Annotated in this window: 17 protein-coding genes; 9 read left to right on the top strand and 8 right to left on the bottom strand. The window is 70.6% G+C overall.

Going from position 1 to position 24,867, the window contains the following annotated elements; genetic code table 11:
* Positions 1-15: 15 nt before the first annotated feature.
* Positions 16-2,874: a glycoside hydrolase family 2 TIM barrel-domain containing protein gene (locus ACWDEX_RS11930; protein ID WP_450463122.1), complete on the bottom strand. Its 2,859-nt coding sequence runs from the start codon at positions 2,872-2,874 to the stop codon at positions 16-18.
* Between the two features lie 281 nt (positions 2,875-3,155).
* On the opposite strand from ACWDEX_RS11930, the gene ACWDEX_RS11925 reads away from it, so the two are divergent.
* Both ACWDEX_RS11925 and ACWDEX_RS11920 read left to right on the top strand, forming a co-directional pair.
* On the top strand, positions 3,156-3,830 hold the full coding sequence (locus tag ACWDEX_RS11925; RefSeq protein WP_450463121.1) for a pyridoxamine 5'-phosphate oxidase family protein: 675 nt from the start codon (positions 3,156-3,158) through the stop codon (positions 3,828-3,830).
* Positions 3,831-3,888: 58 nt separating this feature from the next.
* Complete coding sequence (locus ACWDEX_RS11920) at positions 3,889-5,220, top strand: radical SAM protein (protein WP_450463120.1); 1,332 nt, start codon at positions 3,889-3,891, stop codon at positions 5,218-5,220.
* Positions 5,221-5,450: 230 nt separating this feature from the next.
* Here the strand turns inward: ACWDEX_RS11920 and ACWDEX_RS11915 are convergent, their stop codons facing one another.
* Positions 5,451-6,173, bottom strand: coding sequence for a hypothetical protein (locus tag ACWDEX_RS11915; RefSeq protein ID WP_450463119.1), 723 nt, complete (start codon positions 6,171-6,173; stop codon positions 5,451-5,453).
* A 291-nt stretch (positions 6,174-6,464) separates the two neighbouring features.
* Between ACWDEX_RS11915 and ACWDEX_RS11910 the strand changes: the two genes are divergently transcribed.
* The 3 genes from ACWDEX_RS11910 to ACWDEX_RS11900 all read left to right on the top strand — a co-directional run bounded on the left by ACWDEX_RS11910 (position 6,465) and on the right by ACWDEX_RS11900 (position 12,281).
* A complete protein-coding gene (locus ACWDEX_RS11910; RefSeq protein WP_450463118.1) occupies positions 6,465-9,359 on the top strand; it encodes an AfsR/SARP family transcriptional regulator in 2,895 nt (964 codons plus the stop codon).
* A 337-nt stretch (positions 9,360-9,696) separates the two neighbouring features.
* A complete protein-coding gene (gene rsgA / locus ACWDEX_RS11905; protein WP_450463117.1) occupies positions 9,697-10,797 on the top strand; it encodes a ribosome small subunit-dependent GTPase A in 1,101 nt (366 codons plus the stop codon).
* Positions 10,798-11,051: 254 nt separating this feature from the next.
* Positions 11,052-12,281, top strand: coding sequence for an SGNH/GDSL hydrolase family protein (locus ACWDEX_RS11900; RefSeq protein WP_450463116.1), 1,230 nt, complete (start codon positions 11,052-11,054; stop codon positions 12,279-12,281).
* Positions 12,282-12,347: 66 nt separating this feature from the next.
* Here ACWDEX_RS11900 and ACWDEX_RS11895 read toward each other — a convergent pair whose 3' ends face one another.
* On the bottom strand, positions 12,348-13,328 hold the full coding sequence (locus tag ACWDEX_RS11895) for a helix-turn-helix domain-containing protein (protein WP_450463115.1): 981 nt from the start codon (positions 13,326-13,328) through the stop codon (positions 12,348-12,350).
* Positions 13,329-13,888: 560 nt separating this feature from the next.
* Between ACWDEX_RS11895 and ACWDEX_RS11890 the strand changes: the two genes are divergently transcribed.
* The 3 genes from ACWDEX_RS11890 to ACWDEX_RS11880 all read left to right on the top strand — a co-directional run bounded on the left by ACWDEX_RS11890 (position 13,889) and on the right by ACWDEX_RS11880 (position 18,129).
* The gene (locus ACWDEX_RS11890) at positions 13,889-15,589 is read left to right on the top strand and encodes a protein phosphatase 2C domain-containing protein (protein ID WP_450463114.1); all 1,701 of its coding nucleotides are present in this window, start codon (positions 13,889-13,891) and stop codon (positions 15,587-15,589) included.
* A gap of 114 nt (positions 15,590-15,703) precedes the next feature.
* Positions 15,704-17,446 carry a pyruvate dehydrogenase gene (locus ACWDEX_RS11885; protein WP_450463113.1) on the top strand — a complete coding sequence of 581 codons (1,743 nt, stop codon included), beginning with the start codon at positions 15,704-15,706 and terminating at the stop codon, positions 17,444-17,446.
* 245 nt (positions 17,447-17,691) lie between these two features.
* Positions 17,692-18,129 carry an ATP-binding protein gene (locus tag ACWDEX_RS11880; RefSeq protein ID WP_450463277.1) on the top strand — a complete coding sequence of 146 codons (438 nt, stop codon included), beginning with the start codon at positions 17,692-17,694 and terminating at the stop codon, positions 18,127-18,129.
* Between the two features lie 60 nt (positions 18,130-18,189).
* On the opposite strand, the gene ACWDEX_RS11875 is transcribed toward ACWDEX_RS11880, so the two are convergent.
* Entirely contained in the window at positions 18,190-19,230 is a 1,041-nt protein-coding gene (locus ACWDEX_RS11875; RefSeq protein ID WP_450463112.1) for a DUF2637 domain-containing protein, read from the bottom strand.
* A gap of 350 nt (positions 19,231-19,580) precedes the next feature.
* Positions 19,581-20,423, bottom strand: a complete 843-nt coding sequence (locus ACWDEX_RS11870) for a (2Fe-2S)-binding protein (protein ID WP_450463276.1) — start codon at positions 20,421-20,423, stop codon at positions 19,581-19,583.
* A gap of 161 nt (positions 20,424-20,584) precedes the next feature.
* Between ACWDEX_RS11870 and ACWDEX_RS11865 the strand changes: the two genes are divergently transcribed.
* Positions 20,585-21,412, top strand: a complete 828-nt coding sequence (locus ACWDEX_RS11865) for a GntR family transcriptional regulator (RefSeq protein WP_450463111.1) — start codon at positions 20,585-20,587, stop codon at positions 21,410-21,412.
* A 32-nt stretch (positions 21,413-21,444) separates the two neighbouring features.
* On the opposite strand, the gene ACWDEX_RS11860 is transcribed toward ACWDEX_RS11865, so the two are convergent.
* The 3 genes from ACWDEX_RS11860 to ACWDEX_RS11850 form a co-directional block, all read right to left on the bottom strand.
* A complete protein-coding gene (locus tag ACWDEX_RS11860) occupies positions 21,445-21,969 on the bottom strand; it encodes a DUF2231 domain-containing protein (RefSeq protein ID WP_450463110.1) in 525 nt (174 codons plus the stop codon).
* A 136-nt stretch (positions 21,970-22,105) separates the two neighbouring features.
* Positions 22,106-22,894: a hypothetical protein gene (locus tag ACWDEX_RS11855; protein WP_450463109.1), complete on the bottom strand. Its 789-nt coding sequence runs from the start codon at positions 22,892-22,894 to the stop codon at positions 22,106-22,108.
* A gap of 150 nt (positions 22,895-23,044) precedes the next feature.
* On the bottom strand, positions 23,045-24,739 hold the full coding sequence (locus ACWDEX_RS11850) for a PucR family transcriptional regulator (protein ID WP_450463275.1): 1,695 nt from the start codon (positions 24,737-24,739) through the stop codon (positions 23,045-23,047).
* Positions 24,740-24,867: the final 128 nt, after the last annotated feature.

Genomic DNA, 24,867 nt, shown 5'->3' with positions numbered 1-24,867 from the left:
GTGACTGTATGTCGGTCAACCCGTCTTCGAGAAGACGAACGAGAACTCCGCGGGCTCGGCCCGCAGGAAGTACCGCGGCAGGGGCCCCGGCCCGCACGACTGCGAGCCGATGCCGTGCTGGCCGTGGTCGAGGTTGACCCACACCGTGTCGCCGGGCGTGAGGTCGGTGAGGTGTGTGGCGGCGTCCAGTTGCTCGTTCGTCCAGCGTCGTGCGCCGAACCAGAACTCCGGGTCCCCCTCGATCCTGAGGCCGCCGATCTCCGCCCAGCGGACGTCGGCGCGGGCGCCGTTCTCCTGGGGGCGGACGTACGGCGTCTGCAGTGCGTCGACAGTCGACTCCCAACGACCCAGGCGGGACGCCGACTTGGTGTCCGGGTAGGCCTCACCCGGGCCGCCGCCGAACCACCTCACACGGTCCGCCGAGCCGGGCAGGCCCAAGCGGATGCCGAGCCGTGGCAGCGGCACCGCCCAGTCACCCTCGGGCGTGACGGACACGGTCAGCTTCAGCCGGCTGCCGTCGGAGGTCCACCGGTACACCGTGGCCAGGCCCGCCCCCTGGGCGGCGGGCGCCACCCGGGTCCGTACGGTCAGTGCGTCGTCGCCCGCCTCGACCGCGTCCAGGCGGTGCCGCATGCGGTGCAGGCCCAGCTTGCGCCACCGCAGGCCGTAGCGGACGTCGGACTGCCACTCAGCGCCCAGGTCGTTGTCGGTCGGCGCCCGCCACACGTCCAGGCGCGGCTCGCTCACCTCGACTCCGCCGATGGTCGTGAGCGCGCCCGTACGGGCGTCGAAGGTGGCCGGGCCGAGGGTGATCCGGCCGTCGCCGGTCACGGGGGCCTGGCTCGGCGCGACCCGGACGGGAGGCCGCGCGGAGACGGGGAACTGGCCCCACGCCACCGGATGCCCCTGGGAGCCCCACGCCGTGTCGGCCGCCAGCAGCGCCCGTACCGTCCACCACGTCTCACCGGCCGGTGTGTCCGGGGGTGGCTGCGGCAGCTTCACGACGGCCGAATCTCCGGGCGCGAGCGCGGGCACCGGCAGCGGGCCCGACTCGATCGTCTCGCCGTCGACTTGGCAGGACCATTCGAAGGCGAGCGCCGACAGGTCCGCGAAGTCGTACATGTTGCGGACCCGCACGGCGCCGTCCGAACTGTGGCTTTCGATACGGACCGGCTCGATCACCTTCTTGTACTCGACCAGACCGGGAGACGGTGTCCGGTCGGGGAACAGCAGTCCGTCGCAGACGAAGTTCCCGTCGTGCAGCTCTTCGCCGAAGTCGCCTCCGTATGCGTAGCCGTGGCGTTCGTCCTCGATGCCGTGGTCGATCCACTCCCAGATGAAGCCGCCCTGGATCCGGTCGTACGTCTCGAAGAGACGCTGGTAGTCGGCGATACCCCCGGGGCCGTTGCCCATGGCGTGGCCGTACTCACAGAGAATGAAGGGGAGTTGACGGCGCTTGTGAGTGCCGCCGTCCAGGCCTCGGCCGATCCGCTCGACCTCGCCGTGGAACGCGTACATCCGTGAATACACGTCCGTGTCACGGCAGTTGATGTCCCCCTCGTAGTGCACCAGCCGCGAGGTGTCCCGGCTGTGGATCCACTCGGCCATCGCCGTCAGGCCCCGCCCGGTACCGGCCTCGTTACCGAGGGACCACAGGACGATCGAGGGGTGGTTCTTGTCCCGTTCGACCATACGGGCGGCGCGGTCCAGGAGCGCCGGGGTCCAGCGGTCGTCGTCGACCGGGTTGTCACGCCAGGCCTGTTCTTCGAAGCCGTGGGTCTCCAGGTCGCACTCGTCGATCACCCACAGGCCCAACTCGTCGCACAGGTCGAGGAAGGCCGGGTGCGGCGGGTAGTGCGAGGTGCGCACGGCGTTGATGTTGTGCTGCTTCATCAGCAGCACGTCCTCGCGCATGGTCGCCGGGTCGAGGGCGCGGCCCTTCTCGGGGTGCCACTCGTGGCGGTTGACGCCCTTGAAGAGGATCGGCGTCCCGTTGACCTTGATCAGACCGTCCTCGAGGGCGACGGTACGGAAGCCGATCCTGAGCGGCACGCGTTCACCCTCGGTGGCCAGCACGCCGTCATACAGCGTCGGGGTCTCCGCGGTCCACGGTTCGACGGGTACGGTCACGGCCTCCCCGGTGGCGACATCGACGCCGAGCGCGGGTACGCTCACCCGGCCCGCCACGTCCGAGTCGACCTTCAGCGTGCCCTCGCCCCTGACGTGGTCGTAGGAGGCGTGCACGAAGAAGTCGAGGACGCCGCTCGCGGGGCGGTGCAGCAAGGTGACGTCCCGGAAGATGCCCGGCAGCCACCACTGGTCCTGGTCCTCCAGGTAGGAGCCCGCCGACCACTGGTGGACCCGGACCGCGAGCACGTTGCCGGCCGGCTTGAGCAGCTGCCCGACCGCGAACTCGTGCGGCAGCCGCGAGCCCTTGAACTCGCCGAGGTCCGTGCCGTTCAGCCAGACACGGGCACAGGACTCGACGCCGTCGAAGCGGAGGACCGCTCCGCCGTCCGACGGCCAGTTCTCCGGCAGGTCGAAGACGCGCAGATGGTCACCCGTCGGGTTCTCGGTCGGCACCCGCGGCGGGTCGACCGGGAAGGGGTAGAGAACGTTGGTGTAGATGGGGGAGCCATGGCCCTGGAGGACCCAGTGGCCGGGGACCGAGAGCTCCGCCCAGTTCCCCGCGTCGAACCCCGGCTCGGCGAACGAGTCGTCCTCGGCGTCGGCTGTCGCGGACAGCCTGAAGCGCCACCTGCCGTTCAGCGAGAGGGATGCCGCGTCCGAGGACGCGTACCAGGCGCGCGGAGGCAGGACCCCGCTACCCGGTGCGACATCTTCGACGTAGTCGGTGGCGGTGCGGATGGACATCGGCATCGGTCTCCCGGACGAGATCGGCGTGTCGGTGGCGGGTGCCCTCGTGCTCTTGGCCAGGGACCATCCTGCACGCAGTCCGCATGGGTGCGCCCGACCTTGCGCGCACCGTTTCCCGGGCCGGTGTGCCACGGTCGGCCACGGACGGGGCTGACGGTCACCACGCCCGCCGTCACAACGACACCGCGACGATACGAAAACAGTCGAGTCGCACCTCATCCGCGACTGCTTTCGTATATTCATGGCCAGGACGGCGCGAAATCGGTAGCGTCCCCCTCATGGCGCAGACTCCGCACTCCTCCGTACTCCCGCAGACCGAACTCACCCGGCACCGTCGCCTGCGCGAGCAGGGCAGTCTTCGCCGGGCCGATCTCGACGCCATCCTCGACGCGGGATTCGTCTGCCACCTCGGAGTGATCGTCGAAGGGCGGCCCCTGGTGGTGCCCACCGTGTACGGAAGGGACGAGCGGGTGCTGTACCTGCACGGCTCGGTGGCCAGCCGGAGCATGGCCGGCGATGTCCCCGTCTGCGTCACCGTCACGCACGTCGACGGGCTCGTCCTCGCGCGCTCGGTGTTCGAGCACGGCGTGAACTACCGCAGCGCGGTCATCCACGGCACCGCCCGCAAGATCACTGAACCGGACCAGAAGCTGGAGGGGCTGCGCCGGCTCACCGAGCACGCGACACCGGGACAGTGGTCGTACGCCCGGCAGCCGAACCGGAAGGAACTCGCCGCCACCACCCTGCTCGCCCTGTCCCTCGAGGAGGCCTCGGTCAAGATCCGTACGGGCGCCCCCGACGACGGCGACGGATCCGACGCCGACCTGGGCGTCTGGGCCGGGACACTGCCGCTCAACGCCACCTGGGGCGCCCCTGAGCCCGACCCGCTGCTGCCGCCGGACATCCCCGTACCAGCACACATCGCGCGGCGCGAAGGGACCCGGCACGGCTGACGCACGAGCGGGGGCATACCGTGAGGAGCCGAACGCCTGAGCCGGGAGGAGACACGGGATGGCCAGCCGGACCGAACTGGTCGAGGATCTGATGGAGCGATTCCCCCACGTACCGCGGGAAGCCGTCTTCAAAGAGGACCTGCTGCGCGGAGGCGTGGCCTTCGACGCTTCCGCGCTCAGCGACAACGAGGACGGCGAGGTCAAGCCGAAGTCGTACTTCATCTTCTCCTTCGACCACGGGACCCTGCCCGAACTCGGCGAGGCGGCGCTGCGGCGCCCGCCCGAGGAGATCATCCTCACAGGCGGCCCGTACGACCTGCGGCGGACCGTCGTCTCGGTCCGCGTCAACCCGGCCTCGCCCTACCGGGTGGCCGCCGACGACGAGGGACTGCTCGGGCTCTACCTCGACGGCCGACGGATCGCGGACGTCGGCGTCCCGCCCATGCCCGAGTACTACCGGCACACCCTCTCCAACGGGAAGTCCGTGATGGAGGTGGCCCCGACCATCCAGTGGGGCTATCTGATCTACCTCACCGTCTTCCGCGTATGCCAGTACTTCGGCGCCAAGGAGGAGTGCCAGTACTGCGACATCAACCACAACTGGCGCCAGCACAAGGCGGCCGGGCGGCCCTACACCGGTGTGAAGGACGTCGAGGAGGTCCTCGAAGCACTGGAGATCATCGACCGGTACGACACCCAGAAGGCCTCCACCGCCTACACGCTCACCGGCGGCGCGATCACGTCCAAGGTCGCGGGCCGCGACGAGGCGGACTTCTACGGGCAGTACGCCAAGGCCATCGAGGAGCGCTTCCCCGGACGGTGGATCGGCAAGGTGGTCGCGCAGGCCCTGCCGAAGGACGACGTACAGCGGTTCAAGGACTACGGGGTGCAGATCTACCACCCCAACTTCGAGGTGTGGGACCGGCGCCTGTTCGAGCTGTACTGCCCCGGCAAGGAGCGGTACGTCGGCCGCGACGAGTGGCACCGGCGCATCCTGGACTCGACCGACGTCTTCGGCGCGCGCAACGTGATCCCCAACTTCGTGGCGGGCGTGGAGATGGCCGAACCCTTCGGCTTCACCACCGTCGACGAGGCGATCGCCTCGACCACCGAGGGCCTGCGCTTCTTCATGTCGCACGGCATCACGCCCCGCTTCACCACCTGGTGCCCGGAGCCGACGACCCCGCTCGGCAAGGCCAACCCGCAGGGCGCACCGCTGGAGTACCACATCCGCCTGCTGGAGGCCTACCGCGCCACCATGGACGAGTTCGGGCTCTCCTCGCCTCCCGGCTACGGCCCGCCCGGTCCCGGCCGTGCGGTGTTCTCCGTCAGTTCGTTCATGGACAGCCTCCCGGCGCAGGAGGAGGCCGGGGCGTCGGCGCAGGCATAGCAAGGCGGCCGAGGAAAAGAATTACGCGTGGATCACGTCGGCCGAGCCGTGGGAACGGAGGGGGCGGTCGGCCACGCCGCAGAGCCGTCCGCGAAACGCTCAGGGCCCCGTACAGCATCCGCAGTACAGGCGCATGCTGTACGGGAGCCCCGGCTGCCGCGCGGGCCGGACAACCGGAATCCGGGTTGGGCCGACACCCCCGTGGCCGGCTCACCGTTCCGCGGTCACCGTCAGAGCGGCTTGGGCGTGGTGTAGCCGACGACGTACCGGGACACCGCGGACTGCTTGGTGTTCTTGTAGTTGAGTTTCTCGCTGGAGTTGCCCTCGACGGAGAAGTACGCCTTGTACTTGGTGCTGTACGCGGTCAGGACACCGACGTGATCGATGACACCGTCGCCGTCCCAGTCGTAGCTGACGACATCGCCCTTCTTCGGTACATAGCGGCCGGCGGCCACGTCGGCGCGGGAGTGCCAGGTGCGGTTGGTGCTCCCGTAGCTGCGGAAGGACCCCGCGGAGGCGTTGATCCCCGTGACCTTCGCGCCGCCCCAGTACCAGGTGTACTTCGCGAAGTCGGAGCACCAGGCACGGGACTTCCACTTCACGGACGTCCAGGTCTTGGTGCCGTTGACATACAGGTAGCCCTTGCTCGTACCGCAGGTCGCACCATTGGTGCCGGTGCGTGGGGCGTTTGTGCCGTCGAAGCGGCGATTGCGCGGGTCGGTCCAGAAACCGGTGTAGAAGTTGCAGTTGTTCTTGGCATTGACGCCGTTGGCCGCGCCCTCGTACTTGCGCTTCATCACCTCGGCGTTGGTGCTGGTGTACTGGCTGAGGGCCTGACTGGCTATCTTGTCGCCGACCGCATTGGCCTGGATCGCCGTTGCGGGTGATGCCGAGGCCCCCAGGACAAGGGCGGTGCCGAGGGATGCCGTCGCCAGGGCATGACGCGTACGCATGCGTGCTCCTTGAAATCGGGATGATGTCCTGCTTCTCAGCAGGCGAGTCCTCGTCCGCCGGCTCGGCAGCACGGGCGGGCCCGGTTCGAGGCCGTGCCCTGACCAGCAGGTCTCCGGCCCGTCCCGGAAAACCCAGGCAAGATCGCTCGCCTCCTCCCCGTCACCGAACCTGTCCGACGAGATGGCCACCACCCTGCTCGACCGGCCGTGTCCGAACCTTGAACGAACTTTGAAATACCTGCTCAGAGCCGGTGGCATGGGCCCTAAGATCCCGCCTCGGGGGTGGTTCGCGTGGAGGTCGAATTACGTGTGCTGGGAGAGGTCGAGGTCCGGGTCGACGGCCATCGGCTGGACCTCGGACCCGCACGGCAGCAGCGCGTTCTCGCGGCGCTGCTGCTGGAAGCCGACCAAGTGGTCACGGTGGACGAACTGGTGGACCGGGTCTGGGGAGACCGGTCACCGCAGCGTGCCCGGTCGACGCTGTACAGCTATCTCTCCAGGCTGCGCCACGTGCTGGGCACCCAGGTCCAGGAGGTGCGGATCGCGCGGCGGTCGGGAGGATACGTACTGACCGTCGCCGCCACGGCCGTCGACCTGTACCGCTTCCGGGGCCTCGCCGCCACGGCCCGGACCGCCGCACACGCAGGGGACGAGGACGGGGCAGCGCGCCTCTTCGAGGACGCCCTCGCGATCTGGCAGGGCGACGTGTGTCCCGGCATGGACACCCCGTGGTTCCACTCCCAACGCGAGGCGGCCCGCGTCGAACACCTCGCGACCGTTCTGGACTGGGGCGATCTCCAATTACGTCGTGGGTGCCACGCCGAGTTGGTGGGTGTGCTGGCCGCGCTGACCGAGAGCCACTCGCTGGACGAACGGCTCGTCGGCCAGCTGATGCTGGCCCTTTACCGCGTCGGACGCCCCGCGGACGCCCTCAACCACTACGAGGACCTGCGTCGTCGCCTCGCCGAGGAACTCGGCATCGACCCGGCACCGCCGCTGCGGAAGCTGCACCAGCAGATCCTGATCTCGGATCCGCGGCTCGCGCCACCCGCACGGAGCACCACGCCCGACCCGGTGCAGGCACCGCCGACACACCCCCGGCAACTGCCGGCTCTGCCACCCCTGTTGATGGGACGGGAGGAGGAACTGGCTCACCTGGACAAACTGTTGGCCCCGCAGGGCGAGCCGTACAGCGGCACCGTACCGATTGCCGCGATCTGCGGCACCGGCGGCGTAGGCAAGACGTCGCTGGCGCTGCGCTGGGCTCACAGCCGGCAAGAGCGCTTTCCCGACGGTCAGCTGTTCGCCGCTCTGCAGGGCTTCACCCCCTCCGGTGAACCGGCGGACCCGTACGCGGTCATGCGGGGATTCCTGGAAGCCCTCGGCGCCGACACCGGGAGCCTTCCCGCCACCCCGCAGGCCCAGGCCGCGCTGTACCGAAGCCTCACGGCAGGCCGACGACTGCTCGTCGTGCTCGACAACGCCCGTGACACCGAGCAGGTGGCGCCTCTGCTACCGGGCAGCGCCGACTGTACGGTCCTGATCACGAGCCGCCACCAACTCCCCGGCCTCGCCGCCTCCCACGGCGCCGTCCAGCTCACCCTGGAAACACTCGGCCTCGCCGAGGCGCGCAACCTGCTCGTCCGCCGCCTCGGTGCTGACCGGCTTGCCGCGGAACCTGCGGCGGCGACGGAACTCCTCCACCACTGCGCCGGGCTCCCGATCGCCATCAGCGTCCTCGCCGCCCGTCTCACGACGAACCCGATACTCACCCTGACCGCCCTGGCGGCCGAACTGCGAGAAGCGACGACCCCGCTGGACGCCCTGGAGACGGGCGAGGAGAGCAGCGGCATACGGGTCGTCTTCGCCTCGTCCTACCGCGCACTCGACGCCGATTCCGCCCGCGTGTTCCGACAACTCGCCCAGGCTCCTGGGGCCGACATCAGCCTGGCCGCCGCCGCCAGCCTTACCGCTCTGCCGCTGCCCCGCCTCCGTACCCGGCTGCACCGGCTCCAGGCCCACCACCTCGTTCAGGAGCGCGTACCCGGCCGCTTCACCTGCCACGACCTGCTGCGTGCCTACGCCTTGGAGGTGACGGAAACCGACGCCCCCGCCGACGAAGCGGACGCGGCACTCACCCGTGTTCTCGACCACTACGCGCACACGGCGTACGCAGCCGACCGGCTTCTGCTGCCCTACCGCGACCCGCTCCCGTCGGCATCACCCGCGGACGGCACGCGCCTTGAGGAACTCGCCGACGCAGACCGGGCCATGACGTGGTTCGCGAACGAGCACACTGTGCTGATGGCCGCCGTCAGCCACGCGGTACGCACCGGACACGATGTTCAGGCATGGCGGACGGCATGGGCGATCACCACCTTCCTCGCCCGCCGGTCGTGGTGGGCCGATGTCACCGCCGCGCACAGCACCGCGTTCGCCGCCGCGGTTCGTCTCGGGGACCCGACGGCCCAGGCCGAGTCCCATCGCGCGCTGGCCTGGGCCTGTACGGAGACCGGCCGCTTCGCGGAAGCCCACCAGGAACTGGCCCGGGCGCTGGCCCTCTCCGAGGCGAACGGCAATGTCCCCTCCGCCGCCTACACCCACCTGGCTCTGGGCTGGTTGTACGAGCGCGAGGGCGACAGTCGGGCCGCCCTGCGGCACGATCAGCAGGCCGTGGACCTGTTCACGTCGGCCGGACACCTCCCGGGGCTGGCCGGCGCGTTGAACGCGGTGGCCTGGGACCACGCCCACCTCGGGGACTATGCCGCGTCGGTACACCGCGGCGAGGAGGCGCTGGCCATCCAGCGGGAACTGGGCGACGTACGAGGCCAGGCCAGCACCTGGGACACCCTCGGCTACGCCTACCATCAGCTCGGCGAATACGCGAAGGCCGTCGACTGCTACCAGCACGGCCTGGACCTCAATCGTGCGCTGCACCACCGCTACAACGAAGCGTTGGCGCTGGCCCACCTGGGCGAGACCTACCGTGCCTTGGGAGCCGTCGAATCGGCCAGGGGAGCCTTGCGCGAGGCCCTCGACATCCACCTCGAAATCCGCGTGGTCCATTCCGAAGTGGACCGGATCCGCACATTCCTGCGAGAACTCGGTGATCCACCGGTTCTGGACGGTCCAGACAGTGCGGCCCGGAACTCCAGCGGTGGCGATGAACCGTCACCTGGGCAGTGAGGTGCCGACGGCGACCCCTCCGCCGCAGTGGCGCGTCACGTCGCGGCGCGCCTCGATTTCGCGGTCGGTCCGTGCACGAGGGTGCGCGGCGGAGGGAGCAGGTAATTCGGTGGCATCCGAGCGCGTGCCACTCTAGAGTGAAGACTGCTTCTTGCGGCGGTCATTGGCTGCCACTGTCGGCTGAGTGAGGAACGGGAGGTGTGACTGATGGCTGTCTCTGTGATGGGCGCTGCCCGCAACCAGAAGATCATCCACTCCACCTCCGTGGCCTCCGGCTGACCTCTCTCACAGCGCAGACTTGCGCGATGCCGGGGCCGCCCCTTTGAAGGGTTCCCCCTTGAATCTCTCTTCTCTTTCGGCTTCGGCGCACCCTCTCACCCCGTACGGCTGGGACGAGGGCTGGGAGTCGGAGTTCGCCCCTTACGACGCCGAAGGACTGATCGCCGGGCGGGTCGTCCGGGTCGACCGCGGCCAGTGCGACGTGGTCACCCCCGACGGGGTGCTGCGCGCCGACACCGCCTTCGTCACACCGCACGACCCCATGCGGGTCGTGTGCACCGGCGACTGGGTCGCCGTCGAACCCGGGGGAAGCCCCCGCTACGTACGGACGTATCTGCCGCGCCGTACCGCCTTCGTGCGCTCCACCTCCTCCAAGCGGTCCGAGGGGCAGATCCTCGCGGCCAACGTCGACCACGCCGTCGTCGCCGTGTCGCTCGCCGTGGAGCTGGACCTCGGCCGCGTCGAACGGTTCCTCGCGCTGGCCTGGGAGTCCGGGGCACAGCCGGTCGTGGTGCTCACCAAGGCCGACCTGGTGCCGGACGCGACGACACTCTCGTACCTCGTCCAGGACGTGGAGACGACCGCGCCCGGAGTGCAGGTCCTGCCGGTCAGCTCCCAGCGGGGAGAGGGGCTCGATGTCCTCGCCGCGCTCCTGTCCGGCGGTACGTCCGTGCTGCTCGGGCAGTCCGGCGCGGGGAAATCGACCCTCGCGAACGTGCTCCTCGGCGAGGACGTCATGACCGTGCACGCCACGCGGGACGTGGACGGGAAGGGGCGTCACACCACGACCACGCGCAATCTGCTCGCCCTGCCCGGTGGAGGCGTCCTCATCGACACGCCCGGCCTGCGCGGGGTGGGGCTCTGGGACGCCGAGACCGGTGTCGGTCAGGTGTTCTCGGAGATCCAGGAACTGGCGGAGGACTGCCGCTTCGACGACTGCGCCCACGACACCGAGCCCGGTTGCGCGGTGCGCGCGGCGGTCGAGGACGGGGACCTGCCCGAGCGGCGCCTGGAGAGCTACCGGAAGCTGCTCAGGGAGAACCAGTGGATCGTCGCCAAGACGGACGCTCGGGTACGGGCGGAGCTGCGGCGCGAGTGGAAGCGGAAGGGAGCCCAGGGGAGGGCCGCGATGGAGGCGAAGCGCGGACGGTGGCGGTAGGCGGGAGCGGCTCTGCCTGACCCACCGGACCCTCTGGAGTGGGGAGTCGGCCCGTCCGGCTCCCCCTTCGCCGCCGTCAGGCGGTCGACCTGGCCAGGATCCTCCAGCGGGAACCGGCGATTGGGTTGCTCGCAATGAGTAATTCGCCTTATGCACTCGAAGGTGTGACGGCGTGTTGACTCGTCGGCGTGTCGTGGGAAGTCAGGGAACGCCGGCCCCGCGCCCGGGGCCGCCCGCGAAAAGAGTGTCTGCGCATGATTCAACTGCTCCGCGCGAGGGGGACCTTGCGCCGCTGCCTCGTCGTTCTCGCCTTCACCGTCGTGTCGACCACGGCCACCTTCCAAGGTGCATCAGCCCGTTCCGAGACCGTCCCGCACTGGACCGGCACCTGGGAGGCCGCCCCTTCCGGAATCGCCCCCGCCCTCCCGGACGCCTCCATCCGAAATGTCGTGCACATCAGCGTCGGCGGCACCGCCCTCCGTATCCACGTCTCCAACCGACTCGGCACCGCCCCCCTCCAACTCGACGCAGTCACCGTCGCGTTGCAGCGGCCGGGTGTGTCCGTCGGTCCCGACGCGGTTCCCGGCTCCATGCGCAGCGCCACCTTCGCCGGTGCCGCCTCCGTGACCGTCCCGGTGGGCGAGGACCGCGTCAGCGACCCCGTCGGGCTCAGCGTCCACGCGGAGACCGACCTCCTCGTCACCGTGCACACCCCCGGCGACTTCGGCCCTGCGACGTTCCACGAGACCGCCCTGCAGACCAACTTCATCGCCGAGGGGGGCAATCGGGCCACCGACATCGACGGGGCCGCTTACACCAGGACCGTCTCCCACTGGTACTACGTGACCGGGGTCGACGTCCTGGGCCCGGCCGCCGCCGGCAGTGTCGTCGCGTTCGGCGACTCCCTCACCGATGGCACCGGATCCTCCTACGGCGCCAACCACCGCTGGCCCGACCTGCTTTCGGAGCGTCTGCGCGCGCTGCCCGTAAGCCGCAGGCCCGGTGTTCTCAACGCCGGGATCGGCGGCAACCGGCTCCTCATGGACGGAACGGGCCCGAGCGCCCTCGCTCGCCTGGACGCCGATGCCCTCTCCCGCAGCGGAGTACACACACTGATCGTCCTGGAGGGGATCAACGACCTCATCCTCACCCCACCCCAGATGAATCCGAGCGCCTACGTACAGGCCTACCGCCGGATCGTGACCCGCGCGCACACCCACCGCATCCGCGTCATCGGCGCCACGCTCACGCCGTTCAGCGGTCACAGCACCTGGACACCGGAGCGGGAGGCCGTACGGCAGAAGATCAACACCCTCATGCGTGGGGAACTCTTCGACGCGGTCGCGGACTTCGACGCCGTCATCCGCGACCCCGCCCACCCCGCCCGCATCCTGCCCGCCTACGACCCGGGCGATCACCTTCACTTCAACGACGCGGGGATGAGCGCGCTCGCGGACACGATCGATCCGGCGTCCCTCGGCTGACAACGGGCGCCAGCCGTAGTGGAGCGGGCCCCTTCCGACCGGCTCGTCGGGCGCAGGGAGCGCGGGTCAGTCCCGCGCCACCCAGCCCCGTTCGTACGCGTGCCAGCCGAGCTGCAGCCGGGTCGTCACCCCGCTCAGCTCCATCAGCCGTTTCACCCGGCGCTGTACGGTACGCAGGCCCAGGTCGAGCTGTTTGGCGACACTCGCGTCGGTCAGGCCGGCGAGCAGCAGGGACAGGACTTGCAGATCGGTGCCGTCGGGGCCGTTCGGCTCCTGCTCGGTGACGTCGGACGTCCCGAGCTGCAGGGGCAGCGCCTCCCGCCACACGGACTCGAAGAGACCGGACAGCAGTTCCAGCAGCCCGCTCGCGTGCACGACGAGCGCGGCCGGCTCCGCGGTGGGGGAGGTGAGCGGCACCATCGCCAGCGAACGGTCGGCGACCACCAGTTTGGTCGGAACCTTGTCGACCACCCGCACATGTTCGTCGCGGACGAGCGCGGCGGTCAGTTCGGTGATGCCCTGGGGCTGGTCCAGCACGGTCCGCTCGACCACGACGCGGTAGTGGACACCACGGCCCGCCGCCTGCTCCTCCGCGTCGTTCTCCATACCGGTCACGGCGACCGGGGCACCGGTGACCAGTGCGCAGACCTCCTCGGTCGCGCCGAGCTGGAGCTGCAGAAACCGCTGGGTGACCGCGGCCGCGCCGATGACCACCTCGACCAGGTCGTGCACCGCGGGCTCGGCGGCCGCCGCCCGGTACTCCTCGGCGAGCATCGCGGCCGCCAGTTCCGCCTTCTCCAACTCATGCCGCTGCTGGGTGAGCAGCGCGCCCAGGGCGACCCCGGGCGGTGCGGCGACCCAGCGGCCGGGGCGCGCCGACGACTGGGCCGCGAGGCCGTGCCGCTCCAGTCGGCGCAGGGCGCGCTCGGTGGCATGCTCACCGATCGTCAGCCTCCGTGCGAGATCGGGCACATCGGCGGCGCCCACGGACACCAGTGCCCGGTAGGCCGACTCGTGAGTCTCGTCCAGACCTATCACTGCCAGCATCAGCCGTCGTTCCTCCCCAAAGACCACCCCCGTGGTGCGGTGCCATGGCGGAAACCGGCCAAGGCACAATCCCGCCTCAGCACATCATCGCCGTATCCCCTTCCCCTCTGCCAAAGTGGCATCACTGCTGAAACAACAGCCGCTCCCGATACTCGGATCGAGCCTACTTGGCTTGCCGCGATGTGGATGTGCGGCCGGTAAGGGGGGCTTGGCGAACCCCGTCGCTGCTCATCGCGTACGACGAAAGTGGACAGTCGCCCCAAATCTCGCGATGCCGGTTGCGCATGGCCTGCCAGGCCGAGGGCTACTCGGACGCAAGAACGTGACGGGACCCTGGACACGTGCCAGGTCCGGTCACCGCGGCTCCGCCGGGCGGTCCACCTGTGGGGGGTGGAACCGTTCGGCGGGCCGTCTCGCGATGGCCGGATTTCTCTCACCGTGCGTGGTCCCGTCCGGCGCACAGCGCGGGAGCCGGTGGCGTACCGGCCACACGCCCATCGTCTGGCCGATTTTCTTGTTGCCCCATTTTCATACGGCCCGTGCGGTGGACAATTGGGGGCATGAGCCAACAGGGGGAGAGGCCCGCCGAGCACGAGGACGACTGGTGGGGGCAGTTGTACGACGACTCCGGAGGGGACACGGGAGCGGCCCCCGCGGCCGACACGCTCGATGACCGCTTCGCCTCGGCGGCGGGCGCGGTGGTGGGCCAGGAATCCGTCGGTGACGGGGACAGAGACGGAGCGTCGCCGGCTCCCGAGGTGCCGTTACCCGCTGCGGGACCGTCGGCCCCTGAGGCGCCTCCGGTCGTGCCTGGGCCGGGGGACGGTGCTGTGGGCCGGGGGAGTGGGGCCACCTCCGACGAGCCCGTCGCGGACGCCTCCGCGCCGGGCGCGGAGGCCGCAGCCCGGCGCATCGGCCCCGCCCCGCTCCCGGACTCGGCCGACCGAGCGGATACCCGGGGAAGCGCCCCGTGGGAGCCCCCCTCCAGCCGGCCGCCGGGCCCCGTGACGTTCCCCCTCGGCCCTCAACCACCGGGGTTGCGCGCACGGCCACCGCGCAGCGGCCCCCGGCCCGAGGTTTCGTCCGCCCCGGCCCCCCTGACTCCGCTTCCGAGCAAGCCGCCCGCGCCACCGGGTCGCCCCGCGGCCCCGCCGACCGGGATCGCGTCATCCGCTCCCGCTCCCGCTCCCGCTCCCGCTCCCGCGCCCGTGGTCCCGGCCCCGCCCGGTGGCGCGGAACCCGCCCCTGCGGCCGCGGAACCCGCGCCGCCGCGACTCACCGTCCCCCGCACCCCACCCTCGCTCGGACACGTCGGCTCGGGACCGCCCACCTACGACGCCGAGCCCACCACCCTCCCTCCCGCCGATCCGGACGGCCTGGAGGACCTGGTCGCCGACACCGTGCTGGACGGGGCGCAGTACGGAGCCTGCACGTTGCGCGCGGCGTCCGTGCGCGGCGACTCCGCCCGCTACCGGGGCGAGCCGCGCCGGGACTCCCTGCTGACCGCCCGCTTCGGCACCGGCGACCAGGCGCTCGTCCTTGTCGCCATGGCCACCGGCGTACGGGATACGCCCGGGGCACATCGGGCCGCGATCGAGGTGTGTCATTGGATCGGGCGGGCCGTCGGGCGCAGTCATGTCCGTCTTGGCGAGGACATCAGGGCCGCCCGGCGCGGCGACCTCAAGTCGGGCCTGAACCGGCTGACCGACCGCAGCCTCGGCAAGCTCCGCGCCAGCGCCGCCGAGCAGGGCGTCGAGCCCGAGGAGTACGCCGCCACGCTCCGCTGCTTGCTGCTGCCGGCCGATCCGGCCTGTCGAACACGGGTGTTCTTCGGTGTCGGAGAGGGTGGGCTGTTCCGGCTACGGGGCGGCGAGTGGCAGGACATCGAGCCGCGGGTGGCCGAGGTGACCGGCGACGCGGTGGTCGGCTTCGGCTCGCTCCCCTCCGAGACTCCCGAGGGTGACCGGCTCACCATGGACCTGGGGATCACGACGCCCCCGAGCCCGTACGAACCGGCCCCCGAACCGCCGCGTGCCCCCTTCCGCTTCCGTGCCTCCATCGCCCACCCGGGTGACACCCTCCTGCTGTGCACCAGCGGCCTCGCCGACCCGCTGCGTGGTGAGCCGCAGCTCGCCGAGCACCTGACGACCCGCTGGTCGACGGCTGGACCGCCGGGCCTCGCCGCCTTCCTGGCGGACACCGCGGTACGGGTGAAGGGCTACGCCGACGACCGTACGGCGGCGGCCGTTTGGGAGGCGTGATCCTGGCCACTGTGGATTGATGGATACCAAGGCTCTGTCGCCGGGCTTCCGCCCACCGGCCGGACGACGGCGGTTCGACGACAGGATCTCGAAACCGAAGGGGTGCATGGATCCATGGCCAAGCAGAAGGTCGCCGATCAGTTCGTCGACATCCTCGCCCGTGCCGGAGTCAAACGCCTGTACGGAGTGGTCGGCGACAGTCTGAACCCGATCGTGGACGCCGTGCGCCGGAACTCGGCCATCGACTGGATCCATGTGCGACACGAGGAGACCGCCGCCTTCGCGGCGGGAGCCGAGGCGCAGATCACCGGGAAGCTGACCGCGTGCGCGGGCTCCTGCGGCCCCGGCAACCTCCACCTCATCAACGGCCTGTACGACGCCCACCGCTCCATGGCCCCGGTGCTTGCTCTCGCCTCGCACATCCCGTCCAGCGAGATCGGCCTGGGTTACTTCCAGGAGACCCATCCGGACCAGCTGTTCCGCGAGTGTTCCCACTACAGCGAGCTGATCTCCAACCCCAAGCAGATGCCCAGGCTGCTGCAGACGGCGATCCAGAACGCGGTCGGCCGCAGCGGGGTGAGCGTCGTCTCGCTTCCCGGTGACATCGCCGACGAGCCCGCCCCTGACCGGCCCGCCGAGACGGCGCTCGTCACCTCCCGGCCCACCGTCCGTCCCGGCGACGAGGAGATCGACAAGCTCGTCGAGATGATCGACCGGGCCGAGAAGGTCACCCTCTTCTGCGGCAGCGGCACGGCGGGCGCCCACGCCGAGGTCATGGAGTTCGCCGGGAAGATCAAGTCCCCGGTGGGGCATGCCCTGCGCGGCAAGGAGTGGATCCAGTACGACAACCCCTACGACGTCGGTATGAGCGGACTGCTCGGTTACGGCGCCGCGTACGAGGCCACCCATGAGTGCGATCTGCTGATCCTGCTGGGCACCGACTTTCCGTACAACGCCTTCCTCCCCAATGACGTGACGATCGCTCAGATCGACGTGCGACCGGAGAACCTTGGCCGCCGCTCCAAGCTGGACCTCGCGGTGTGGGGCGATGTGAAGGAGACCCTGAGCTGTCTCGTCCCGCGCGTGAAGCCCAAGGAGAACCGCCGCTTCCTCGACAAAATGCTGAAGAAACACGCGGACACGCTCGAGGGTGTGGTGAAGGCGTACACGCGCAAGGTCGAGAAGCACATCCCGATCCACCCCGAGTACGTGGCCGCGGTGCTCGACGAGATGGCGGACGAGGACGCGGTCTTCACGGTCGACACCGGGATGTGCAACGTGTGGGCCGCCCGCTACATCTCTCCCAACGGCCGTCGACGCATCATCGGTTCGTTCTCCCACGGGTCGATGGCGAACGCACTGCCGATGGCGATCGGTGCGCAGTTCACCGACCTGGGCCGGCAGGTCGTGTCGATGTCCGGAGACGGCGGGTTCTCCATGCTGATGGGCGACTTCCTGACCCTTGTGCAGTACGACCTGCCGGTGAAGGTGGTTCTGTTCAACAACTCCTCGCTGAGCATGGTGGAGCTGGAGATGATGGTCGCCGGGCTGCCCTCGTACGGCACCGCCACCAAGAACCCCGACTTCGCCGCGGTGGCCCGCGCGTGCGGGGCGTACGGCATCCGGGTCGAGAAGCCCAAGCAGCTCGCGGGCGCCCTGAAGGACGCCTTCCGGCATCCGGGACCGGCCCTGGTCGACGTGGTCACCGACCCGCACGCGCTGTCCATCCCACCCAAGATCAGTGCGGAGATGGTGACGGGCTTCGCGCTCTCCGCCTCGAAGATGGTGCTGGACGGCGGGGTCGGACGCATGGTGCAGATGGCCCGCTCCAACCTGCGCAACGTGCCCCGTCCGTGACGCTGACGTGCCCTCCACGAGAGACCTCGTCTTCCGCGCGCACACGGGCCTGCGACCGTTGCAAATCGGTCAAGTGGCGCGCAACCAGGCACGTACGGTTGGTTGTTGACGATTCCACATGACTGGGGTCCTTCGTACGGGGCATGGATCCCGTGAGGGTGTTCGAGCAGGAAGGGCATCACATTCATGTGCGGGGGGTCATGAAGAGGCGAGCACGAGGGGGTGGTCCCGTGGTTCTCGGGGCCATGTCGGTGAGGAAGGCCAAGAAGACGACCGACAGCGCGGCGGGCCGGTCGGACGGCGTGCAACTCAGGCGCAGGCTGGGGCGGGCCGATCTGAAGGCGGTGCCCGAGGCGCGCAGGGCGCTGCGGGAGCTGCTGACGCACTGGGGTAGGCCGGGAAGGTCGGAGACAGCCGAACTGCTCACCAGCGAGCTGGTCACCAACGCGCTGATCCACACCGATGACGACGCCGTCCTGACGGCCACCGTCTCCTCGCGTGGACTCCGTGTGGAGGTACGTGACTTCGTGGGGCGCAGGCCGAGCCCGCGGATGCCGACCGCCGAGGACGGTACGCACGGCAGGGGCCTGGTCCTGGTGCAGTCCCTGGCGGACGCCTGGGGCGTACGGGCGCACGGCGTCGGGAAGTCGGTGTGGTTCGAGCTCGACGCGGGGGTCGCCTGAGCAACGGGTGAGGGGCGCGGCATTCCGCCGCGCCCCTCGGCCCTGTGAGTGCGTTCTGTGCTAGCCGAACTGCTGCTCGAGGTCCTTGAGCTTGCGCTCCAGGGAGTCGAGTCGCGGCAGAGCCATGGTGTCGTCCTCGGCGGTGAGGTCGACGGTGATCGCGTCAGCGGAGGAGGGCCGGACCGGCTGGAGCGAGGGGCGAGTGTGCACGGGCAGCTCCGCCGCCGGTAGGGCAGGCTCCGAAGGGACCGGTTCGCTCGCCCGCTCCACGGTCTGCACCTCGACCTTGCGACCGCCGTTGCCGCCGGTCAGCGAGCGGTGGCCGCGGCTGAGCGCCTTGAGGTGCACCCGCTCGACCCGCCGCTGCTCGCGCTGGCGCGCCTTGTTCTGCTCCTTGTTGCGTTGGTCCTCGCGGACCTCCTCGACGGCCTCGTCCAGGCTGCGCACGTTCTCCAGGAGCATCAGCGACCAGGCCTTGTACGTCTCACGGGGGGCTCGCAGCCAGCGGACGATACGGATCTGCGGCAGTGGCCTGGGCACCAGGCCCTGCTCGCGCAGTGCGGCGCGGCGGGTCTGCTTCAGTGCGCGGTCGAAGAGCACCGCCGCCGACAGCGACATGCCCGCGAAGAAGTGCGGGGCGCCCGCGTGGTCGATGCCCCGCGGGGCGTGCACCCAGTTGAACCAGGCCGCGGCGCCGGCGAACGCCCACACGAGGATCCGGGAGCCGAGCGCGGCGTCACCGTGGCTGGCCTCGCGCACCGCGAGCACGGAGCAGAACATGGCCGCGCCGTCCAGGCCGAACGGGACCAGGTACTCCCAGCCTCCGGAGAGGCCGAGGTTCTGCTCGCCGAAGCCGACCAGGCCGTGGAAGGAGAGCGCCGCGGCGACGGCCGCACAGCAGAAGAGCAGCGCGTAGGACGCGATGCCGTAGATGGCTTCCTTGCGCCTGCGGCGCTCCTCGCTGCGCTCCCACGAGTCGTCGGCGCTCGTGCTTTCCTTGGACCGCTTGCCGCGTGCGAGCACCGCCACCGCCGCCACCACGCCCAGGAGCAGCACGGCGCCCGGAAGCAACCAGTTCAGCGATATGTCGGTCAGTGTCATCTGGGGTCCCTTGCATGGGGATAGGGTGTAACGCCCGCCATAGTGGCCCAATCCCGTCGTTCCTCAGGGGGTTTCGGGGCAAGAGGCCGCCAAGGAAGCGCAAGGGGATGCCCTGGATGGCGTTCTGCTCGAACTGGTGCTTGAGGGGCGGGAGTTGAGTTCGAACAAGATACCCGTACGGCTGCTTCCACGGGAAATTCCTGCGGCGAATGAGGAGCTCGTGAAACGCATGTGACCCGCGTGGGATCTTATCCGGAGGGGATCTTACGGTACGCGGCGCACGACCGGCCGACGAGGGGCTGAATCGGCATCAGCAGACCGTGGCACCAATAGGTTTGGTGATGTGGCGATCAGGCTGAAGTCGGGGCCGTCAGCTTGGTGACGCGGTCGGCGTCGCACAGCCGAGGGCAGGTGACGCAGGTGTCCTTGGGGCGCAGCGTGTAGAACAAGCAGCAGCTCGCACGGTCGCGCGTGGGCAGCGACTCGCCGTTCGGGCCGGTCAGTTCACGGAACGCGGCCGAGCCTGCGTACGGCCGTGTCGCGCCCGGCAACAACAGGTCCAACTCCTGCCTCGCGCGTGGCTCCTCGCCGAGCAGGTGGGCCACGTACCAGAGCCCCTCGACGACCTCGTCGGTCGCCATGCCCCACAGCGCCCGCCCGCGTCGGCGCATGCGCGGCGCGAAGCCCGTGAGGACCGGCTCCAGGTGCTCGGCCACGGCCGCCCGCACCTCGGCACGCAGCGCCTCCTCGTCCGCCACCACCCGGGCGCCGGGCAGGGAGGCGGCCGGGTCGTCCGGCAGGCAGGCGAACGCGCTCGGTCGCACCGCCATGTGTCCGAGGGAGCGCTGGAACGCGACGTGCTCGACGGGCAGGCGCGGCACCCGGCGCAGAAGGAACCAGGGGGCGGTGATCAGCAGGCAGGCCGGCGATGCGTACCGGTGCAGCCCGAAGCTCGCCACCACGTCCGGGCGGGCCCGCTGCCCGTAGTCGCGGAGCACCTGTGCCTCGTCCCAGGCCAGGAACGAGTCGAGCGCGGCCCCGCCCTGAGCGAGCCATGCCGTGCGGGCCCAGCCGTCGCCCTCGGGTAGCGCCTCACCGGGATCGAGTTGAGTGACCGTCAGGTACGGGTAGACCTCGGTCAGCCGGGCGTACGCGTCCGTGAGCGCGGACGAGAGCGAGACGGTGAGGGGCATACGGGCCGCCATTTCACGATCGTTCAAAGGCAAGCCTTACCTTACCTGATGAGATTGATGTTTGAACTGGAGCGCAAGACGCTTAAGGTGCTTTACGAGCAGTAAAACCCCATGAATGACCCCAAGTGCCGCCCGGCGTAGTCAGACCGGAGGAGGAGCCCGTGGAACAGGCCCGTTCCCGCAGTGCGGAGGGCTCCGTCGAGACGGGGGTTCCGGAGTTCCGTACGGACGCCGCCCGGATGCCGGCACTGCTTGGGCCGGGCGGTGAAGTGCGCGAGCGGGGCGCCGCCGCGGCCTCCACGCGTGGTGAGCACCCCGCCAGCGAGCCCCCGATCCCGTGGCCGCGCCCGATGGGCGAGCGCCCCGTCGTCCAGCGGGCCTCGGTGCGCCGGCAGGTACTCGACGCCCTGCGTGCCGCGCTGGTCGCGGGGGAGCTGGAGCCCGGCGAGGTCTACTCGGCGCCCGCGCTCGGCGAGCGGTTCGGGGTGTCCGCGACCCCGGTGCGCGAGGCCATGCAACAACTCGCCCAGGAGGGCGCCGTCGAGGTCGTGCCCAACCGGGGCTTCCGGGTCGTCGTGCGCGGCGCCCGCGAGCTGGCCGAACTCGCCGAGGTACGGGCGCTGGTCGAGGTCCCGGTGATGCTGCGGCTGGCCCGGACGGTGCCGGTCGAACACTGGGCGGAGCTACGCCCGCTGGCCGAGGCGACAGTCCTGGCCGCGTCCCTGGGGTGCCCGGCTACCTACGCCGAGTCCGACCGGGCCTTCCACCGCGCCGTGCTCATCCTCGCGGGCAACGAGCAGCTCGCGCGGGTCGCGGAGGACCTGCACCGCCGCGCCCAGTGGCCGCTCCTCGGCGGGCAGGTCTCGCGGGACCGAACCGACCTGCTCGCCGATGCGTCCGAGCACGTGGCACTGCTGGACGCGCTGGCCGCCCGGGACCTTGCGGTGGTGCAGTCCCTGGTGCGGGAGCACTTCGCGGTGACGGCCTGAGGGCCGGGTACCGCACCGCTCCCACCGGGCTGTCAGTCTCCCTCTCCCTCTCCGTGCGTCGTGGCCTTCTGTGAGAAGCCGTCGTGCCAGGCTGCCTTCGCTCCGGAGTCACCGATGCGGTAGACGTCGACGACCGCGCCGGCGGCCACCACGACGGACAGCACGGCCGCCGCGATCCGGACGGCCGCGCCGCCGCGCGTCCCGGCCGCCGCCGAGGAGCCGGCCTGCGGTGCGGGCGTCCGGCGGGTCGTCCACCAGACGACCGTCGCCAGCGCGAACAGGCCCGCGACCCAGGGCAGCAGCCCGTCGCCGAGTTCGGCGTGTCGGCGCACCAGCGCGTCGCTGCCGACGTGCCGCTCCAGCCACTCACCGGCCTGGGTGGTCAGAGGCACGGCCGCCAGGGTGGCGAACGCGAGCACGGGCAGGATCAGGCCCAGCCGTCGCGCGGCCTTCGGCCAGAAAGCGCCGACCACGAGCGCCAGCGCGCTCAGGGGGACCAGTACGACGACTATGTGGACGAACAGAACGTGCGCGGGCAAGCCGTTGACGAGGTTCATCAGGTGCTCCTCCAAGAGGCGACCGTGGGGACGAGCGGCACGGTTGTGGCCCGTGTCGGCCGATCGGCGCGCCAGCCTGGCACAGCAATTTCTCAGAGCCCTCTGAACTCGGAACGGGGCGAATGCGAAGAAACGCCTACGAAGCGGCCGGTTCTGGTGGCGGTTCCGCCGCTGTCAGCTGGCGTGCCAGCCAGGTCGGCACCCCGCCCAGGAGACGGAACAGCCGGCCCGCCTCGGCGCGCAGCCGGGACGCCTCGGGTTCGCTCTCCGTGTCCGCGAGCGACGCGAGCGCCGGTGCCGTACCGACGAGGTAGCCCAGTTCCTCGCGGATGCGCAGCGACTCGCCGAAACCGTGCCGTGCCTCCGCCAGCTCGCCGTCCCGCAGGGCTAGTCCGGAGAGGTGGCGCCAGGTGAAGGAAAGCAGTAACTCGTCGCCGTGCGCGGAGGCGTTCGCGTGGGCGCGCTGGTAGGCGGCGCGGGCCGCCTGCGGGGAGTGGGTCAGGTTCTCGGCGAGGAGTCCGCGCCGGAAGTCCAGCAGCGCCCGGCCCGGGGTGCCGGGCGGGATCAGCGCGGCGGCCCGGCCGAGCGCGGCCCGTGCCTCGTCCGCCCGGTCGCGTACCCCGTGCAGCGTGGCCGCGTACGCCAGTTGTCCGCGCTCACAGGCCGCCGCGCCACGCTCCTCGTCGCTGTGGGCCTGCGCTTCGGCCGTGCGTAGCGCGTCCTCGGCGTCCTCCCAGCCCCGCTCGGTGTACAGGCATCGCTCGACGAGCAACGAGGCCCGCTGGAGCGAGGCCCCGGCCGTGTGCGGCTGGAGGAGGGCAGCCGCGTCGGCCCAGCATGCGCGTGAGCGCAACCGCCATACCGCGGTCTGGAGGGGATCGTCAGCTGAGGTCGTTCCGGAACCAGACATGGCGGTATGCGCCACATTGCCCTCCCAGAGCACGCCATTGAGCTGTTGAGTGGTGGCGGCATTCCAGCACCAATCGCGGCACCGGGCCAAGAGGTCGGGTGAAAGTTTTCACAAAGTCTGGGGCTTCAGGGGCACCAGTGACAGCGGCTCCCCGGTGCCGCGACCTCAGCTCATGCGCAACGCGAGGAAGAAATCGAGCTTGTCCTCGAGGCGCGAGAGGTCACGGCTCGTCAACTGCTCGATGCGGCCGACCCGGTAGCGCAGTGTGTTGACGTGCAGGTGGAGCCGGGTCGCGCAGCGGGTCCAGGAGCCGTCGCAGTCGAGGAACGCCTCCAGGGTCGGGATCAGCTCGGCGCGGTGCCGGCGGTCGTAGTCGCGCAGCGGGTCCAGGAGGCGGGCCGTGAAGGCACGGCGCACGTCGTCCGGGACGAACGGCAGCAGCAGGACGTGCGAGGCCAGTTCCTGATGGCCGGCCGCGCAGACCCGTCCGGGGCGGGCCGCGGCGACCCGGCGGGCGTGCCGCGCCTCCTCGAGGGCGCCGCGCAGCCCGTCGGCCGAGTGCACAGCGGCGCTGACGCCCAGGGTGATCCGGCCGTCGTCGTCGAGCCCCGCGGACAGCGGGCCTTGTACGGCATCCAGCAGAGTGTCCGCGAGGATGCCCGACTCGGCGCCGGCGTGCTCCGAGGAGACCCCCGGCAGCGGGACCAGAGCGATCGCCTCGTCACCCATGTGGGCCACGGCGATGCGGTCGGGGTGCTCCGGGCCCGTCGGCTGGGGGTACTCCCTGTTCGAGGAGTTCGCGGGAGCGCCGACCAGGATCTCCTCGAGGAGCGACTGGGCGACCGGTCCACTCTCGACCGAGCCGCCGTCCCACTCGACCTGGGCCACGACGACCTGCCAGTGCGGGGCCACGCCGAGACCGGGCAGCAGCACGGGCGTGGCCACCCGCAGCCGGGCGGCGATCTCCGTGGGCGCGGCCCCCGTCTGTGTCAGCTCCAGTACTTCCTGAGCGAGCCGGCGCCGCACGGTGCGCGCCGCGTCCCGCCGGTCCCGCTCCACCGCTATCAGCTGGGTGACGCCCTGGAGCAGGTCGAGCCGCTCCGCGGGCCAGTCCCCGGCGTCCGCCTCCACCGCGAGCAGCCAGCCGGACAGCACGGTCTCGCGCACGTCCGGCGCGGCTTCGCCCGTGTGGCTGCCGCTGGGGATGGGGAAGAGCGAGTACGTCGTCGTGCCGATCGTCACCCGGTGCGGTCCGCGGCGGCCCGTGCGCACCGCGGCCAGGTGCTCGGCGGCCAGCGCGGAGCACACGTCCGCCGCAAGGCCCGGCGTCGGGCCGGCGATCGGACGGCCGACGGGGGAGAGCACCCAGGCGCGCAGATCCAGGTCCGAGCCGAGCAGGTCCAGGACCACCTCCGGGCCGCCGCCCGCCGGACCCGAGGTCATCATCCGGCGGTGCCGGTCCACCACGGCCGCCAGGTCCCCGGCCCGCTCGCCGGAGACCTGCCGTACGACGTGCTCGGTCACCGTGGCGAACGCCACCGACTGGTCCACGGCGAACAGCGGCAGACGGTGCCGGGCGCAGGCCGCGATCAGGTCGTCCGGGACGCCGCCCAGCTCGGCCGTGCCCGAGGCGAGAGCGGCGACGCCCGCGGCGATGAGGATGCGGACGAACGGCTCGGAGTCGGCGGCGTCGTGCCGCCACGCGAGGCCGGTGAGGACCAGTTCACCGCCCGAGAGGTAACGGCTCGGGTCCTTCAGGTCCGTGGTCATCACACCGCGCACGGTGCGGTCCAGCTCGTCCTCGCCGCCGAGCAGGCGCAGCCCCAGCGCGTCGGTGTTCAGCAGTGCGCGCAGCCGCATGTCTCGTCGCCGCCGTTCTTGTCGCCGCATGTGTCCTTCCGGAAGCCGGGTCCGCGATTCCCCTGGCCGGGTGTCGTGTTGCCAGGGGGAAGCCGGGAGGTTACTGGTGACTTCCGTTCATACGAATC

It is taken from the genome of Streptomyces sp. NPDC001020, assembly GCF_053599115.1.
Note: the sequence above shows the minus strand (reverse complement) of the source record. Positions and strands in the feature narration are given on the sequence as shown.